Source organism: Kluyvera sp. CHPC 1.2972, from assembly GCF_036759925.1.
Classification (GTDB): Bacteria; Pseudomonadota; Gammaproteobacteria; order Enterobacterales; family Enterobacteriaceae; genus Kluyvera.
Genome location: NZ_JAPKIB010000015.1, coordinates 1 through 17,242 on the forward strand (window position 1 = coordinate 1; position 17,242 = coordinate 17,242).

A 17,242-nucleotide genomic window follows, 5' to 3' on the forward strand; every position below is an offset into this window, starting at 1 on the left:
GAAAACCAGTATTATCAACGGCTCGGAAGTGTCTAGATTATCCGTGGCGATTCAACATTTCACTCTCATCTTTGCCTTTCATCAGCCAGATCGTTGCATTTCACATCTAGGCATCTGCATCACAATAGGCTATCTTACCCGCTCAAACCAAACCAGGGTTCCCCTCGTGCGTAGCCATTCCTCATTCAATTTTTTCTCACTTTGCTACATGATGATGACCTATGCGCTCATGTTCATCTGTGTACTGGTCTTCATTGACTTTGCCGTCGGTGAATCATCTGAGGATGTCTGGACTGGGCGGATGACCTTGCAGGACTATTTTCTCGAACACGCCCTGCTCTACCTTAGCATTGCCGTTGCAGGTGCCGCCGCTGGATTCATCATCTGGTTTATCGGTTCCAGAAAATCTTAATCCCCCTCTTTGGTAATCCAGGTACTTCATACAACGGATAAACCTCTCTTTTGACAAAGCTCAAAACATGACGCTTTCTATCGCGGTATTAATTCACACCGCAAATGTATCCCGTCTTGAAATGTGAAAGGAGGAGACGATGAAAACCTACGATCGTAACCGTAACGCTATCACTATCGGCAGCCGCGTCATGATTGCTAACAATGGCGCGACGGGCGTTATCCGGTCAATTCACGGTGAAGGTAAAACGGCTGAGCAAATGCGCCGTGCTGACTGCGTTGAGATTGAGGGTTGCGATGGCGTCTATTGCCCGCTGGATTTGATCCGTCTTGGCTTTAACTAATGCGTTATCGTGTTAACAAAAAACAACGTAGAAAATGACAGCCTAAGGCCACCGATGTGGCCTTATTTATTTCTGTATCCTCTCAAGTAGCACCTTGTCCGAACGCTCTGCTTTATCGGCCAGTTTTTGAAACTGCGATGGGCTGTAGAAGGATTTGGGTGGCGGAAGTAACTGCATCGCTTTCCCTGGATAGATCTGAAGCGCCCCCAAATGTGAAAGTTGATACCCTTCAACTACGGCAGGAAACGTTAGCATCAGCGGCTGCGCGCCTTCATGAGCAACGGGAGTGGGTAATCGGTTGATATTCAGGTTATAGTTTCTTTTTAGGACCAGAAATTTATCCGGCACTCTTCGTTTACTGTTCCACCACTCGCCATCCAGCTCGCGAAACTTCTTTTCGGTTTCCGTTCGTGTCGCAATATCCAGACCCAGTAGCGCCTCCTTCAGCGCAGACGTCATAGCCGCATTGTAGTCATCGACGGTTCCGACCTTCCCTTGCAGAATCAGCGCTACCGCGATGCGTGCGCCAAGCAGATTGGAATAGAGATCCTCCGGCGAAAAGGCGGAGATCTCTTCTGAAAAGCCGGGAACCGACTGAAACCCGTACCACTGTGCAATTTCATGCCACTGCGCTAATTCAAAGGCTAAATACCCGGCAAGCCAGGCCGCGATCGTATAGCGCGCACTCAACTCGGCCGGTGGGGTAAAGGCGTTTAATTGTATGCGCCTGACCCCCAGCTCATTGCTGTAAAAATAGCGCCAACGCTGGCCTAACTTTGGGTAGATTCTGGAGAAAAGAAAAAAGGTATTATCTGCGGTATCGCGGACGTGGGCGATGTCGATAAACCCTCCTCGATGGGTATAGACCAGCCCGTTTTCTTCTTTACTTAACCCGACGATATTTTTAACCGCGCCGAAGGCATTATCGTTGTACTGATGGTCACCCAGGGTATCCAGTGCGAGCACATTGCCAATCTGATAGAAGGGAATCGGTACGCCAATCGCACGTACCTGCAAATCGTGCCCGAACGCACAGCACGGACGTAGGGATTCTGGCGCATTAAGGTGCCCTGCGACGGGGGATATCTGACGGGCCTGCTTTAACGATAACAAACCGCCGCTTGCCTGGGCGCCAGCCATAACAACGAGCAGCAACAATAGCCATTTGCCCATTCAAAATGCCTCTGCTACCTGAAAATAGAATCCTGCGCTCTCTCGGCCAAAGCCAAGATCAAGCCTGATATTCATCGCCGGTTTAACCTCAAACCGATACCCTACGCCAGCGGTCGGCAGAAGAGGATGGTGGCTTAAGTCACCAGCATCATTTCCCAACGCCCCGGCCCCCAGCCAAAGTACGTAGCCGTGTCGCCAGTTGAGTTTGCGCCGGTACTCCATCTGCCCGCTTACAACATCTTTATCGCGATACCGCCCCTGGTAATAGCCCCGTAATCGTCGGTCATCTCCCGCCATCGAGAGCTTATCCCACGGAACGTCACCACGTGTAAAACGTCCCCAGAGATCAAACGCTAATACCGTTTTTTCATTGAGGAGATGGTAATAATCGTACTGAAGTTCTGCCGCCGTAAAGTGTGTATCGGAGCCCAATGCCGGATCATAGACGGTATATTCCATCTTAAAAAATTGCCCGTGCTCAGGGCGCGTCACCACATCGCGAGAATCATAGTTCACCGCCACGGACGCCCCGGAAGAAAGTGGAGAGGGATCCGCATGCCAGGTGGCAAAAACGTCTCCTGGATGGGCATCTTTTACACTTGCCTGCATGGATGAAAAATCCCAGCCAGCGCCTACATAGAAATTATCGGCCACCTCACGCAGCAACACCGGATGCAGACCTACAGAATTATTGGTGTAGCTCTGCTCTCCGCCCTGGGCGGCATCGTAGCCTACCCCCCAAAAGCTGGTGGGCACTTTGGCTATAGAACCGTCAACAAAGAGTCGCCAGCGATCGTCAGTGAAAAAAGTATAATTGTTGAGGCCAATACCTAACGCCCCACTCGAACTGATGAACCCGGTGAACGACAGCGATGAGTTTTGCGTCGTGCTATCGGACGGATCAACGCGATAAATCCCCGCCACCGCCATCCCCAGCCCAAGCTTTAATTCCGGCGTATAAAAAGGACCAGGCAACACGCTCCAGTTTATGCCTTTCGCCGGATCGTATTGATTATCCGCGCCCAGCTTAACCAGCAGGTCATCCACTGACCTCTTGTCGAGGGGAAGCGCGTCGGACTGAAAGCTCAACAACATCAGCCCCGCCAGAATAAAGGGTCTGATCATCATCAGAAACGATATTCGCCAGCAATAAAGAAGCTGTTACGTTCGTTAAACCCAATTTCCGTCAGAAGATTAAAGTGCGGCGTAATTTCATACTGACTCCCCACCAGCACATTCCAGGGCGATGTCAGACGCTGTTTAACATCAAAACGCCCCTCACCGTTCTGATTGACCGCATCAATTAACGGCTGAAGCGCCGCCGGCATACTCAGGTCTGAAAGGTTCCCTTTAAACTCCTGTTGAACGTCCTGGTACATGCTTCCTAGCCAGACGCTCAGGTGCGATAGACCCGCGGGGCCCTGGAGATTAAAGCGATATCCAATGCGGGGTGAGACGGTTAATGCCGAAATTTTGCCATCAAGAATATCGAAGTCCGTCCGCGTGTAGTTGGTGTCCACCAGCGCAAACCAGTTTTCATATCCCCCGGCAAGCGTAATGCCGGTTCCCCAGGTCATACCTTTAAAATCCAGGGTGAAATCAATATCCTGAAGATCGCCGCGTTGATAGAGCCGATGCACGGCCCCGGCTATGAGTCGATCAACGCCGGTATAACGCGTAGGATCCGCGTCAACCGATACGTTGGAGACGGATGAGCCACGAGAATGCCCCACCAATCCATACACGTTCAGAAAGGGGAAAACCCACATATCGAGACGCACCGTTTCTGATTTACTTTTTTCTCGTGTATGCCCGGCATCAATATTAAACATGTCCGTGGGAATAGGATGATTCCCCAGCGCCAGTCCTGAAAAACTGATGCTATCCACATCAATGTTCTGTCGCATATTCATATAGTTAACATTGATGCCAAAGGGTAATGGAATAGAATACCCGCGCGCTCTGGCCTCGTCTCCCCAGATAGGAAAGGTGCGGTCATCGCCGTCGGCCGCCGTTACCGCGCCTGATACCAACAGCAATGGCAAAACAGTATGCTTCCATCTCATTATTGAATGCCCACCAGTCCTGCGGCTCGCTTACAGCCCTGAGCCAACGTTGAAATAAACCGCCTGTTCGTTATCGCTAAACGCGATATCGACCCCGGTACGTAACCCATATTCACGGGCAATCAAGTAGCGAAACCCTGTCCCCCACGCCACCTCTGCGGTGTGAAACAAATCAGACGAAGTATCTGTCGCGCTTCCGGCACCAATAAAACCCTGAATAATCCAGCGTGGCGTAGCCTGCCAGCCCAGTTGTGTTTGCACCGTGGCAACGTCATTTCCCTGATAGCGATAACGGGAGATCCCCCTTAACGCGATATAGGGCCGCGCCATTGGCGGCAGGTGGTTATCCTGATGTGAGAGGCTTTGATAGTTTCCGGCAAGCGCCAGCGTCCAGGCAGGATTGAGCGGCAGGAACACCTTGCCGTCCAGCGTCAGCAGATCGTAGCGGTAATCTCCGCCTAGCGCGCTGCCATAAAACTGATACTCCCCCGAAAGAGATACCCCCTGCCCTGGCCAAAAGAGATTATCCGTGGTGTCATATTCCGCAACGATACCGAAACCCGAGGAGGTGCTGCTTTCGCCCAGTACGCGCTTCCAGATGCTGTCGATAACGGGGTTATTTTTGGCGGAGATATCCATTCTGGCCCAGAACTGCGAAGCACCAAGGAATACTGGCGTATCCCCGAGGCGAAAGAGCAGCTTTTGCATGCCCCCGTAGCCCTTTGTTTCAGTATTAATCGCTTTATTGTGACCAAAACCAATCACATCACCGGTATAAATATCCAGATTGATATCCGCATACCCCCCCGCCACCAAATAACGAATATGGTCGTCCTGCCAGGTATGGCGATGCCCGCCGCCCACAAACCAGGTTCCATTTTGGGTACCCCCACCGCCAAAAGCGCTGATAGGCGGGGGAATAAAACGGCCATCCTCTCGTTGACCTTTGCCATGCAAAAAAAGGCCAAACAACCCGCCGCCGTATCCCACGGCGGGTTCAGTAATCACGACGGGGATAGGTAAAAAACCATATTGGTTATCCTGCAGGTAACGGCTCATATCCAGCATGCCATCTTCAGGATCAAACAGGCCGTCAGCTAGCGCTCGCGAGCACAGCAAAGGCAGCAGCAGGATTAACCACCGCAATGGCCACGCACATTCTCCAGCCCGTGTTCTGATCATGACTATCACCCAGATACATATATTTTTATTATTGAGCGTAAGACTTAAACACCGTAAGTTCATTTGAGCTTAGTCCAGTCTTAAACGAATTCAAGACGTGGCAGCCTACGTGTTTAGACTATAATTTCAGACTGAAGTTAAACATGGCGAGCCGTAGACAATGAAGGTAATGACTGACAGTAAGAAAATTTTAGATATCGTTTACTCATGGGGCTACATTTGGTTTCTTAGCCTTAATGTGATTTTTTGTCTATGGACGCTAGTCAGCAATTTTTCTCACTCACCGAATAGCCTCAACAGCAGCATAATCAACACATTATGTTTGCTGACCATCATCGTCTCATTGCTCGGGTTTTACTTGAGAGCGTATATTAAAAAGAAATTCCAGCCATTAACTTTATCCCTTTTAGTATTAGCTTTAGGATTGCTATGGGGAGGGTTATTTTACTTTATGATTCAGAACTACAATACGCCCACAACCTCCCTCGCCTTGCTCATTACCATTTTATTACCGGCAACGATTTCCTTCTACATATCAGGAAGAATATTGATTCTCTTTTGTGCACCCATTATATTTTCGATGGTCTTTAGTGAGCTGACCTCTTTTGAAAAATTCAATCCGTTACAAATCTCTGGAACTATAATCATTTTCGCTGTCGTCATCAGTGCCCGGTATATTCTTCTGGAATGGTACATCCGCACGCAAAACAGCGAATTTGCCAAAAGTATGCTGATTAAAAAGCTTACGCGACTGGCCCATCGAGATTCACTGACGGGTTTGCTCAACAAAGGCAGTCTGAACACGCATTTTGAAGAGAATATCCAGTTGCTGAGGAAGCCTGAAGAGAAGCTATTTATGATCATCATGGATATCGACTTTTTCAAACAGTATAACGATCTCTATGGACATATTGCGGGCGATGAATGCCTGGTTAAGACCGCAAAATGCCTATCCCAGTCACTGAGGAAATCAACGGATACGGCGTTTCGTTTCGGTGGTGAAGAGTTTATTGTACTCAGCCGCTGCAACAACCTTCAGGAAGCAATAATGATTGCTGAAAGAATTCGCCAGACCATCAGTGAGGCAAAGATCCCGCATAAAGGATCCCAGCACTCTTCCTGGTTGAGCGCAAGTTTCGGCGTTGCCCAGTGGAGAGCGGGGAGTTCGCTGGAAAAACTGGCTGAAGATGCCGATAAAGAACTCTATAAGGCGAAACAAGCCGGGCGAAACCAGGTGTCATTCACCAGGGCTTAGCGGATTTCTCCACCTGACGTTAGAGTAATTTAAATAACAGGCGAATCGGCTTCAATTGAGTCAGATGCTGCCAAAGATTATGCAGATTAACAATGCCTGCCTGCGCTAAAATTGCCAGCGTAATCATCAGCGTTGAGGCCGTGATAATCAGCATTAAGCGATTAATATTCTTCTGGATCCTGAGTTGCTGTTTATCCCTTCTTTCGTCCGATTCCCACGCGACGATGGTAGAAATCGCCTGGCCTTGAATAAGGTATTTGCCCTCTTCAAGCTTGATGTCGCCAGTCATCACCAGCGATTGCAGCAGTAGAAAAATCTTACGTCTAAAATCTTCGTTCTTTATATGGTGATACCAAAGCGTACCGTACAGTAAGTCAATCACTTCATTACCCGTCACCCCGGTATGGGTCTTTTCAGGCGATTGGTGCACATACTCACTCACCAGCATTTTCAGCAGCGTGATACGATCAAGACCCGTCATTTCCCTGTTATGCGAGAACGGGACCAACAGTTTATTTTTAGCACGGGTAAGTAGGTTCTTAAGATAAGCGAATCGCGTGAAATAGTTAATCGCAAAAAGGACAATAGAATCGAACTTGAGTGGGCCATACTTTTTCCAATGAATGACTTCGACATTCATTTTCTCAATTTCACTAATCGATATATTTAATCTCGTCGTGTATGCCTGCTTCTCCGTATTCCATTTTTCAAGCACTACGCATTTGCCAATCAGCTTGAGCAGTTGATATTTTTCTTGTTTTACGTCAGAAAAATAAACGCCGTAGTAGTTGTAGACTTCACCCTCTTTCAAGCTGTTGGCGGTGAACACGGGAAGAAAATAACTCCACAGTATAGTTTTAAGTTTTGATAAGATCGATTCTATAAACATGATGATTCTCTACAGCGTGCATATCATACATAGCGAAGATTGAATTGATTTAAAAAAGCCCATCTAATCCGAAGATAAGATGGGCTTTTTTAGCGCCTAATTAATGTTTGTCCGTTATCTCAACCACCACATGACGGTCTGGAGCCAAACAGTTAATCAGTTGCTGACCAGACTGCCCATCGCAGCTCGCCCCCGTAACCGAATCGCTGGCACCATGGCCTTCAGCGGTAATATTGGCCGCAGGCATCCCCAAAGCGACTAACTCATCGGCAACGGCCTGAGCACGCTGGGCAGAGAGCTGCTGGTTATAATCGGCGGCACCGATACGGTCACTATAGCCAATAACAACCGTCGTTTTATCATTCGCTGGTTGCATTCCTGGATTGTGATAAAGCTGGGCAATAGCCGCCTTACCTTCAGCCGTTAATGCCGCAGAATCATAGCCAAACATCACATCAGATTTTAAGTTAAAACGCTGAGGCAGCGGTGCGGCAACAACGGCAGCGGCTGGCGCGGCAACAACCGCTGCATCATCGTGCTGCCCGAAACGGTAGGAGAGACCCGCCGTCACAGAGTGGACATCGCTTGACACGCCAATCTGGTTTTCATTGCCCACATTGCTCACCCACTGGTATTCCAGACGGCCAGCCCAGTTCTTATTAAAGGCATATTCCGTACCGACGGCGACGACAGGGCGTACACCGGTATCAAAACGGTTGTGGCCTTTAATATCAGACTCGGCACGATACCCCATCGCCCCTGCACGGCCATACAGATCCCAACTATCCGTCAGACCGTAGCTGGCTTTTAATGACAACTGCAGACCCTGGCTCTTCATCTGAGAACCCGATGCGCCATTTCGGCCATTAAACTGCGTATTGCCTAAGTAATCATAGCCACCTTCAACGGCCAACCAAGGGGTAATCTGGTAGCCCGTAAATACGCCGCCGCCCACATTATCGCTATTCTTGCCCACATCGCCGAACTTATTTCCATCAGCATTGGTTTGCTGGCTGGTGCTGGTATCCGAATAGTGCGACCAGCCAAATTTACCGCCGGTATACCAGGTTCCTGCGTCCGCTGCTGCGAAAGCCGTGGAGGCAGTCAGTGCATTTGCAATAATGAGTGTAATAAGCGCCTTTTTCATAATCATCCTATTATAGCGTTGCCATTAGTCAGTGAGTTACCTAAGAAGTGGCGCTACAATAGTTTTTTTAGCGTGTGCTGATAATCGATAACTTGTTTATTTCTGGATAAGTAGAATCGGAACGCCATCACGGTGATGACCAGAGCAGCGATTATTCAGCTTAAAATTGGTAGCTATAATTGACGCTCGCAAACCATAGCCACGGGTGGTTGTATTCACCGGCAAATGTCGCTGATTTAACCTGCGAAGACTGCATATGCAGGTATTCCACCGCCACCCCGATATTACTGGCAGGCGTTATCTGATATTGCGCTCCGGTGGCAAAACGCCACTCGTCCCCCGTCGGTAAGGAAAGCGCGACATCGCTTTGTGATTTATACGGCGTGCTATCAAATGCCACGCCAGCGTTTACCCGCCACTGTTCATCGGGGCGATACTGGACGCCCAATGCCGTATGCCACGTATCCTTCAGCCGGTTGGTTTTATTACTGGAATGTTCGTTAACTGAAATTTGCGGACTGCCAAACTGGCTCCAGTCTTGCCAACCAAGATCGCCCATCACCGACCACTGTTTATTCATGTCGTGGACAAGGCTCATCATTATCTGCTGTGGCGCGCGAACCTGCGCAGCAATCGGCAGGTTATACTCAACATTAGGCACGTTAGGGAAACGCGCTTTACCGTCGATATTAAAGTGGTAGTCCGTTTTACTCGTCCAGGTGACACCCGCTCGCGTTTGATCGGTTAAATCCATCAACAAACCCAGGCGATAATTCATCGCCCAGTCATGGTCGTTTTGTTTCTCGTCATTGCCATCCACGTTTCGCGTCAGTGAAAGCACCCCGTAGTTCAATCCGGTCGCTGCGCCAATAGAAACCTTATCACTTAATTTCCAGGAAATACCGGGGCTGAGCGTCATCGCTACCATGGTGCTTTTTTTAATAAGACGATCCCCAGCCCAATTGCCAAAATCAATGCCGAGCCCATAGTTGCCGTACAAACCCAGACCAGCTGACACCGTATCGCTCAAACGTTGGGTATAAAACATACTGGCGTTGGGAAAAAGCTTCATGATATTGCCCGGGCTTTGACGCCCTGCCGTTTCATCATCCAGCGTGTAGGGGATATTCCCCCCCATTGCTTGCAACCCGCCAGTGACCATGTGGTCTGGTAACCGCGTCATACCCGCCGGATTGGTCAATAGCGTTGACGCATCCTGAGCACGTGCCGCCTGCCCCGCCCCCGCTAATGCAGTATCTTCGGTGCCTATTTCATAAAAATAGAGCGCACTCGCATGGCTGTACGTTGTAAAAAATAGCCCAGTAATAATCATTGTTTTTTTATTCATTTGGTTACCTTGCAACAGAAAGCGTGGATTATTTGTGGTTCTAAAAGAACCTGAATCACGTCATTTAAAGCGTAGAAGTATCGCCGTGCTACGACAAAATAATTTTTATTAAACCTAAGTCGTATCATAGCGATAGCAAATGAACACTGTCTCTGCTTGATTTATCCAGTATTAAATATTGAGAACGACCGTTATCTATTTTCACCAGGTTTTGTTTAATAAAAACAACAGTAAAAGATAACAATAAGAATCAATTTTTTATTTGAGCTCAGCTGACAGCAAGATTGGTCATAGCATCAATGATGCTTTCCCGGTGCGGGAAGGTTACGGCTATCACATTCAGCGCCGACGGCCTGGCTAAAAGGTCACCATAAGCTCAAGCTGAAACGGCACGGCAATGCGGTAACGAAAGCAGCATTAACCGACTAAGTCAGATAATTCCGATAACGTCACGGTTACGCGGGAAAATACCCACACAATCGCTAGCGATAAAAACCGTCTTCCGGTGTTTTTCTGTCGCGTTCCTGGGCGACTTCCCTTCTAACATCCCCTATCTGGTTCAGGATAATATCCTTTCCGTAGTGAAATAATCTGTTAACTTAATAGCTTGTTATCAATAGCATTCCCTGTAAACTGATTATTCAGATCGTCCGGTAAATGGATATTTTCATCGCATCATTGTGGTCACGATTAAACCGCTGACCACCTGGCATTTAATTAAAAAAATAAAAATTCATGTGGTTCAATGTTACAAATGAAAACAAAATCGACAGAAAAGCAAAATAAAGACTCATTTATTACATCTCGTTACATAATAATCTGTCTGGGCATTCTGTTTTGCCTTGCCGTTTTACTGGTGCGAGTGGCGGATCTGCAATTTTTAAATCATCCAATGCTGGAGCGTGAGGCCGATCAGCGCTCTCTGCGTACCGTGGTCCTGCCGACAAACCGCGGTACGCTGGTAGACAGGAACGGTGAAGCACTGGCGATGAGCGTACCTTCGCGCGATGTGGTGGTCGACCCGGTAAAGGTCGTTGAGGCTAGTCCTAATTTTCGCGATCCAAAATGGCAGTATCTCGCCTCGGCGTTAAATACCACGCCAGACCAAATTGCGAGCAAGATTTATCAGAATGCGCACCGCCATTTCCTTTTTCTCGGGCGTAAAGTTGAGCTTGGCATCGCCAAGGATGTTGCTGACCTTCATATAAAAGGCATCAGCGAGATTTACGACGATAGCCGCTTCTACCCGATGGGCGAAGCCTCTGCCCCCTTAATTGGCATTGTCGGCGCGGATAATACCGGCCTGAACGGCGTAGAAAAGGGCTATGACAATATTCTTCAGGGTGAGCCGGGAAAAGAAATTTACCGTAAGGACGCTAATGGCGGCATTATCAGCGTATTAAATTACGATGCGCCAAAACAGGCACCGACGGTGCAGCTCAGTATTGATAAATTCGATCAGTACACGCTTTATAGCAAACTGCGCGATGGCGTCCTGCTGAATAAGGCCGATTCCGGCGCGGCGGTACTGGTTAAAATTGACACCGGCGAAATCCTCGCGATGGCGTCTTACCCTTCCTACAACCCGAATAACTTTGATAACGCCACCCAGACGCAGATGCGCGATGTGGCGATCAACGACAGCTTTGAGCCGGGTTCAACGGTGAAGCCGCTGGTGATTATTGAAGGGCTGGAGCGCAATATTATCCAACCGAATACGCTACTGAACACTACGCCGTATAGCGTAAACGGGCACCTGATCCGTGACGTCGGCCACTGGCCGCAGCTCACGCCAACCGGTATTCTGCAAAAATCGAGCGATATCGGCGTCTCCCACATTGCCCTGGCGATGCCGGCGCAGGCGCTGGTCAATACCTATCAAGCGTTTGGTCTTGGTAAGCCGACCGACCTCGGTCTGAGCGGCGAAAGCGTGGGCTACTTCCCGCTCCACCGCCAGCAGTGGGCAGACATTGAACGCGCCACCTTCTCCTTCGGCTATGGCCTGCGCGTCACGCCGCTGCAAATTGCCCGTGAGTACGCCACGATGGGTTCCTATGGTGTCTATCGTCCACTATCGATAACCAAGGTCACACCGCCGGTCATGGGCCAGCAGGTTGCTGACCCGAACATTGTGAAAACCGTGGTCCATATGATGGAGAGCGACGTTCTGCCCGGCGGCAGCGGCGTGAGAGCGGCGGTGCCCGGCTATCGACTGGCGACCAAAACCGGTACGGCAGAGAAACTGGGCGACAGCGGTAAATACGACGGCGGCTACGTGAACTACACCGCAGGCGTCGCACCGGTCAGCCACCCTGAAGTGGCCCTGGTGGTGGTGGTGAACAACCCAACCGCAGGCACTCACTTTGGCGGTTCGGTGGCGGCACCTATCTTTGGCAATATCATGGGACCCGTGCTGAAGAATATGAATATCGCGCCGGATGCGCTGTTGCAGTAATGAGGCAGGAAACGGTATGGCTTCCCGGAATGGGAAGCCATACTGGCCTATTAGACTAGACGACGGCGGTGGTTAAGCGCGACGAGCAGCATAAACGCCCTTGCTCATCGAAGATTTCAATCTGCCAGACCTGATGACGACGACCGGCGTGCAGCGCTTTGCATACGCCGCGTACGCGCCCGCTGCGGGCCGAACGAATATGGTTGGCGTTCACTTCCAGCCCTACGACTCGGTCTTCCCCTTCAGTGCACAGATAGCCCGCCACTGAACCCAGCGTTTCCGCCAACACCACTGAAGCACCGCCGTGCAACAGCCCAAACGGCTGATGCGTACGGTGATCCACCGGCATCGTCGCCGCGATCGAATCGTCATCAATATGATCAAACTGAATATCCAGCAGCCCCACCATATTACCTTCCCCCATCGCATTGAGGGCATCCAGCGTTGTTTGTCGTTTCCAGATCATCCCATCATCTCCAGTAATGCCTGCAGTGGATGGCGCACGCCATTACCTTCCACGCGTTTCACCTGGCTTCGGCAAGAATAACCTGTCGCCAGACAGCGGTTACGCGGAAGTTTTTGCATCGCCTGATGCCAGGAAAGCTCGTAAATACCCAGTGAATTGGCGTGGTTTTTGACTTCATGACCATAGGTTCCGGCCATCCCGCAGCAGCCCACGCTGACATTCTCAAGCTTCGCGCCGAAATGGGCAAAGATTGAAGCCCACTGCTTCGGCGCGGTCGGCAGCGCTGTCACCTCGGTGCAGTGGCCAAACAGATACCAGGGCTCGCCGGACGGCAACGCCGTTTCTTTGCGCTCAAGCACCTGCGGTAGCCATTCGTGCACCAGCATAACGTTGAAGTCACCGCGCTTGTCGCCAAGTACCTGCTTGTACTCATCGCGATAGCAAAGCACCAGCGCTGGATCGACCCCGACCATTGGCATCCCTAATTCCGCCACACGATTGAGATAGTCGGAGGTTTTCTGCGCCGTCTTCGTGAAGCGACTGACGAAGCCTTTAATATGCTGCGCCTTGCCGTTCGGCGAGAACGGCAGCAGCACCGGCTGGAGGCCTAGTTTCTCAACCAGCCGGACAAAGTCCGCCACCACCTGAGCATCGTAGTAGCTGGTGAACGGATCTTGAACCACCAGCACGGTCTGCGCTTTTTGCTCCGGCGGCAGCGCTTCCAGTTGCTCAAGGGTCATGTTTGCCGAACGGTGGGTCACCATCTGTTTTTGCAGCGACGGTACCGAAAGCAGCGGCAGGTCGATCATGCCGATATGTTTTTCCGACAGCTTACGTACCTGCGGCTGACTCATAAAGAAGTTGAAGGTTTTCGGCGCGCGCGCCATCAGCGGCGCGTAGCTTTCGACCGTTGCCACCAGGTGATCGCGCACCGGGCGCAGGTAGCGGGTATGGTAGAGTTGCAGGAAGCGAGAACGGAACTCCGGCACATCAATTTTAATCGGGCACTGAGTAGAACAGGCTTTACAGGCCAGGCAGCCGGACATCGCCTCTTTCACTTCATGCGAAAAATCGTATTCCCCTTTGCGGGCATGCCAACTGTTGCGCGTCCGCTCAATCATCGACCGCAGGCTCGCGCGTTTTTCCGGCAGCTCTTTTTCCAGCAGCAGCGGATCTACACCGCGATCCGCCAGCAAGCGCAACCATTCACGCACCAACGTCGCGCGACCTTTTGGCGAATGCATACGGTTGTTGGTAATTTTCATCGACGGACACATCGGGCTTTTAGCGTCAAAGTTGAAGCACAAGCCGTTGCCGTTGCACTCCATCGCCCCGCGCCATGCCGAGCGAACCGTCACCGGGATCTGGCGATCGTAGGTGCCGCGTTTTACCGCATCCACCTTCATCATTGGCGAATCCACGCCTTCCGGCGGGCAGATTTTCCCCGGGTTAAGACGGTTATCCGGGTCAAAAGCCGCTTTCACTTTGCGCAGCTCACCGTAGAGCTGTTCGCCGAAGAACGCTGGGCTGTACTCGGCGCGGAAGCCTTTGCCGTGCTCGCCCCATAGCAGGCCACCGTACTTCGCGGTCAGCGCGACCACATCGTCGGAGATCTGCTTCATTAAGATCTCCTGCTGCGGGTCGCACATGTCCAGTGCCGGGCGCACGTGCAGCACACCGGCATCGACGTGACCAAACATGCCGTAGCTCAGGCCATGACTATCGAGCAGCGCGCGGAATTCAACGATATAATCGGCCAGATGTTCTGGCGGTACGCAGGTATCTTCCGCAAACGGAATTGGCTTGGCAGCCCCTTTGGCGTTGCCAAGCAGGCCGACCGCTTTTTTACGCATCGCGTAAATACGCTCGATGCCGTCCAGCTCATTGCAGCGCTGCCAGCCGATAACTCCCCCTTCCTGCTGGGCAATCAGCTCGTCCAGCCGCTGGCACAACGCCGACACCTGACCTTCAATCAGCGCGTCGTCGTCACCCGCGAACTCGACGATATTTAACCCCAGCATCTCTTTATCCGGCACGTCGGTAATCAGCTCGTTAACCGAGTGCCAGACAATATCTTCCCGCGCCAGGTTAAGCACCTTTGAGTCCACCGTTTCAACGGACAGCGCGCGCGCTTCGACCATGAACGGCGCGTTACGCAGCGCAGAATCAAAGGAGTCATATTTGATATTGACTAGCCTGCGCACCTTCGGCAGCGGCGTGATGTCCAGCCGCGCTTCAGTGATAAAGGCCAGCGTGCCTTCTGAACCCGTCAACACGCGCGTCAGGTCGAACTCGGTCATCTCGTCATTAAAGACGTGTCGCAGGTCGTAGCCCGTGAGGAAGCGGTTAAGTTTCGGGAACTTATCGATAATCAACTGACGGTTTTCCCGACAGCGTTCATAAACGGTTCGATAGATACGCCCCGCCGCCGACTGTTCTTTCGCCAGCGTTTCGGCCAGCGCCACCGGCATCGGTTGGGTGTCGAGAATATCACCCCCCAACAGCACGGCGCGAACGCCCAGGACATGGTCGGACGTTTTACCGTATACCAGCGAACCTTGTCCGGAGGCATCGGTGTTAATCATCCCACCCAGCGTCGCGCGATTACTGGTCGACAGCTCAGGAGCGAAAAAATAACCATGGGGTTTTAAATACTGGTTAAGCTGATCTTTAATGACCCCCGCTTCAACGCGCACCCAACCTTCTTCCGGGTTGATCTCAATGATGCGGTTCATATAGCGGGACATGTCAATAATGATGCCCTGATTCAGCGCCTGGCCGTTGGTGCCAGTACCGCCGCCGCGCGGAGTAAAAATCAGGGACTGGAAGCGCGCTTCTGCCGCTAAACGGGCCAGAAGCGCGACGTCAGCGGTGGAACGCGGGAAGATCACCGCGTCGGGAAGAAGCTGGTAGATACTGTTATCGGTCGCCATCGTCAGCCTGTCGGCATAACGGGTGGCGGTGTCGCCGGTAAAGCCTTGTTGCTCCAGTGCTTGCAAATAATTCAGCACCAGCTGAACTACGCCAGGTGCCTGGGAAATCTGTGGGATCATTACTTGTGACCCTTTCTGAATGTTGTGTTGTACGCACAAAATCTTGCCGGTTTACGCGAGGCAACAAACGGCAAAGATGATGTGTAGAGAGTAATTAATCGTTTGCGTCGTGCAGTTATTCTTTTATCACATTTTTTTCTTATACGCCCGGTAGATTTTGTCGCAGAATCAGCGCCGGGAATTTATTGATATTATTATCAATGAACGGATTTACGCTGCGTCAACACGCTGACAAGCTACTGAAGGTAAAACTTATTTATGAACACGAATCCTCGGCCTCGTGATATTCCACAAATACTGCTATCCGTGCTGTTTTTGGCACTGATGATCATCGCCTGTTTATGGATAGTTCAGCCATTTATTCTGGGCTTCGCCTGGGCATCAACTATCGTTATTGCCACCTGGCCAGTTCTGCTCTGGTTCCAGCGCAAACTTTTTGGTCGCCGTTCTCTGGCCGTGCTGGTCATGACGCTGCTGCTTTTTTTACTGTTCGTTATCCCTATCGCGCTGCTGGTTAACAGCCTGGTTGATGGATCCACGCCGTTGGTGCACGCCATTACCAGCGGTACGCTGAGCCTGCCCGATCTGGCCTGGCTGAACAGCATTCCTTTTGTGGGAGCCAAACTCTACAGCGGCTGGCATAGCCTGCTGGATATGGGTGGCAGCGCGCTGATGGCGAAGGTTCGCCCGTATATCGGTACCACGACCACCTGGTTTGTCGGCCAGGCCGCGTACGTCGGACGATTCCTGATGCACAGCGCCCTGATGCTACTGTTCAGTGCCCTGATGTACTGGCAGGGTGAAAAGGTGGCGTTTGGTATGCGCTACTTCGCGACCCGTCTGGCGGCGAAGCGCGGCGATGCGGCAGTATTGCTGGCGGGCCAGGCGATTCGCGCCGTGGCGTTGGGCGTGGTCGTCACCGCGCTGACGCAGGCGGTACTTGGCGGCATCGGCCTCGGTATCTCAGGCGTACCGTACGCCACGCTGCTGACCGTAGTGATGATCTTCTCGTGCCTGGTGCAGCTGGGGCCGTTGATCGTGCTGGTACCGTGCATTATCTGGCTCTACTGGACGGGTGACACCACCTGGGGCACCGTACTGCTGGTCTGGAGCTGTGTGGTCGGGACGATGGATAACGTGATTCGTCCGATGCTTATCCGCATGGGCGCTGACCTGCCGATGATTCTGATCCTCTCCGGCGTTATCGGCGGCCTGGTCGCATTCGGCATGATTGGCCTGTTCATTGGCCCGGTACTGCTGGCCGTCTCCTGGCGTCTGTTTGATGCCTGGCTGCACGAAGTGCCACCGCCGTCACGAGACCCTGACCAGGTTCTGGAAGAGCTGGCCGAGCTTGAACAGAACAACTACCCGAAACAGTAAGATAAAAAGGCGGGGCTTCCCGCCTTTTTATACTTAAGCAAATTTTATTTAAGTAAAATTCACCCTTTCTCCG

The 17,242-nt window shown here is 51.4% G+C and carries 14 protein-coding genes; 5 read left to right on the forward strand and 9 right to left on the reverse strand.

What is annotated here, in order from left to right; genetic code table 11:
* Both V6944_RS18735 and ydfZ read left to right on the forward strand, forming a co-directional pair.
* Positions 1-412 (forward strand): hypothetical protein (locus V6944_RS18735; RefSeq protein WP_333500053.1); only part of this gene is annotated, 412 nt, incomplete at its 5' end.
* 139 nt (positions 413-551) lie between these two features.
* On the forward strand, positions 552-755 hold the full coding sequence (ydfZ, locus tag V6944_RS18740) for a putative selenium delivery protein YdfZ (protein WP_333500054.1): 204 nt from the start codon (positions 552-554) through the stop codon (positions 753-755).
* A gap of 66 nt (positions 756-821) precedes the next feature.
* Here the strand turns inward: ydfZ and V6944_RS18745 are convergent, their stop codons facing one another.
* From V6944_RS18745 to V6944_RS18760, 4 genes are read right to left on the reverse strand one after another with little or no spacing between them, the layout of a single operon-like run.
* Positions 822-1,928, reverse strand: coding sequence for a DUF4056 domain-containing protein (locus tag V6944_RS18745; protein WP_333500055.1), 1,107 nt, complete (start codon positions 1,926-1,928; stop codon positions 822-824).
* A complete protein-coding gene (locus V6944_RS18750) occupies positions 1,929-3,056 on the reverse strand; it encodes a BamA/TamA family outer membrane protein (RefSeq protein ID WP_333500056.1) in 1,128 nt (375 codons plus the stop codon).
* A complete protein-coding gene (locus V6944_RS18755) occupies positions 3,056-3,994 on the reverse strand; it encodes a hypothetical protein (protein ID WP_333500057.1) in 939 nt (312 codons plus the stop codon). Before V6944_RS18755 ends, V6944_RS18750 begins: the two co-directional genes overlap by 1 nt.
* A gap of 30 nt (positions 3,995-4,024) precedes the next feature.
* Positions 4,025-5,176, reverse strand: a complete 1,152-nt coding sequence (locus V6944_RS18760) for a BamA/TamA family outer membrane protein (protein ID WP_442910759.1) — start codon at positions 5,174-5,176, stop codon at positions 4,025-4,027.
* Positions 5,177-5,345: 169 nt separating this feature from the next.
* On the opposite strand from V6944_RS18760, the gene V6944_RS18765 reads away from it, so the two are divergent.
* The gene (locus tag V6944_RS18765; protein WP_333500059.1) at positions 5,346-6,431 is read left to right on the forward strand and encodes a GGDEF domain-containing protein; all 1,086 of its coding nucleotides are present in this window, start codon (positions 5,346-5,348) and stop codon (positions 6,429-6,431) included.
* A gap of 19 nt (positions 6,432-6,450) precedes the next feature.
* Here the strand turns inward: V6944_RS18765 and V6944_RS18770 are convergent, their stop codons facing one another.
* The 3 genes from V6944_RS18770 to V6944_RS18780 form a co-directional block, all read right to left on the reverse strand.
* Positions 6,451-7,260 (reverse strand): hypothetical protein, encoded by an 810-nt coding sequence (locus V6944_RS18770; protein WP_333500060.1) that lies wholly within the window; start codon positions 7,258-7,260, stop codon positions 6,451-6,453.
* Positions 7,261-7,420: 160 nt separating this feature from the next.
* Positions 7,421-8,467 carry a porin OmpA gene (gene ompA / locus V6944_RS18775; RefSeq protein ID WP_333500061.1) on the reverse strand — a complete coding sequence of 349 codons (1,047 nt, stop codon included), beginning with the start codon at positions 8,465-8,467 and terminating at the stop codon, positions 7,421-7,423.
* Between the two features lie 160 nt (positions 8,468-8,627).
* Positions 8,628-9,815, reverse strand: a complete 1,188-nt coding sequence (locus V6944_RS18780; protein WP_333500062.1) for an OmpP1/FadL family transporter — start codon at positions 9,813-9,815, stop codon at positions 8,628-8,630.
* A gap of 754 nt (positions 9,816-10,569) precedes the next feature.
* Here V6944_RS18780 and V6944_RS18785 point away from each other — a divergent pair.
* Positions 10,570-12,270, forward strand: coding sequence for a penicillin-binding transpeptidase domain-containing protein (locus tag V6944_RS18785; RefSeq protein ID WP_442910760.1), 1,701 nt, complete (start codon positions 10,570-10,572; stop codon positions 12,268-12,270).
* 55 nt (positions 12,271-12,325) lie between these two features.
* On the opposite strand, the gene menI is transcribed toward V6944_RS18785, so the two are convergent.
* Together menI and ydiJ are read right to left on the reverse strand one after the other, a co-directional pair.
* On the reverse strand, positions 12,326-12,736 hold the full coding sequence (gene menI / locus V6944_RS18790) for a 1,4-dihydroxy-2-naphthoyl-CoA hydrolase (protein ID WP_333500064.1): 411 nt from the start codon (positions 12,734-12,736) through the stop codon (positions 12,326-12,328).
* Positions 12,733-15,789, reverse strand: coding sequence for a D-2-hydroxyglutarate dehydrogenase YdiJ (gene ydiJ, locus V6944_RS18795; RefSeq protein ID WP_333500065.1), 3,057 nt, complete (start codon positions 15,787-15,789; stop codon positions 12,733-12,735). Before ydiJ ends, menI begins: the two co-directional genes overlap by 4 nt.
* Positions 15,790-16,047: 258 nt before the next feature.
* Here ydiJ and ydiK point away from each other — a divergent pair, with 258 nt between their 5' ends.
* The gene (gene ydiK / locus V6944_RS18800) at positions 16,048-17,169 is read left to right on the forward strand and encodes an AI-2E family transporter YdiK (RefSeq protein ID WP_333500066.1); all 1,122 of its coding nucleotides are present in this window, start codon (positions 16,048-16,050) and stop codon (positions 17,167-17,169) included.
* Positions 17,170-17,242 lie beyond the last annotated feature (73 nt).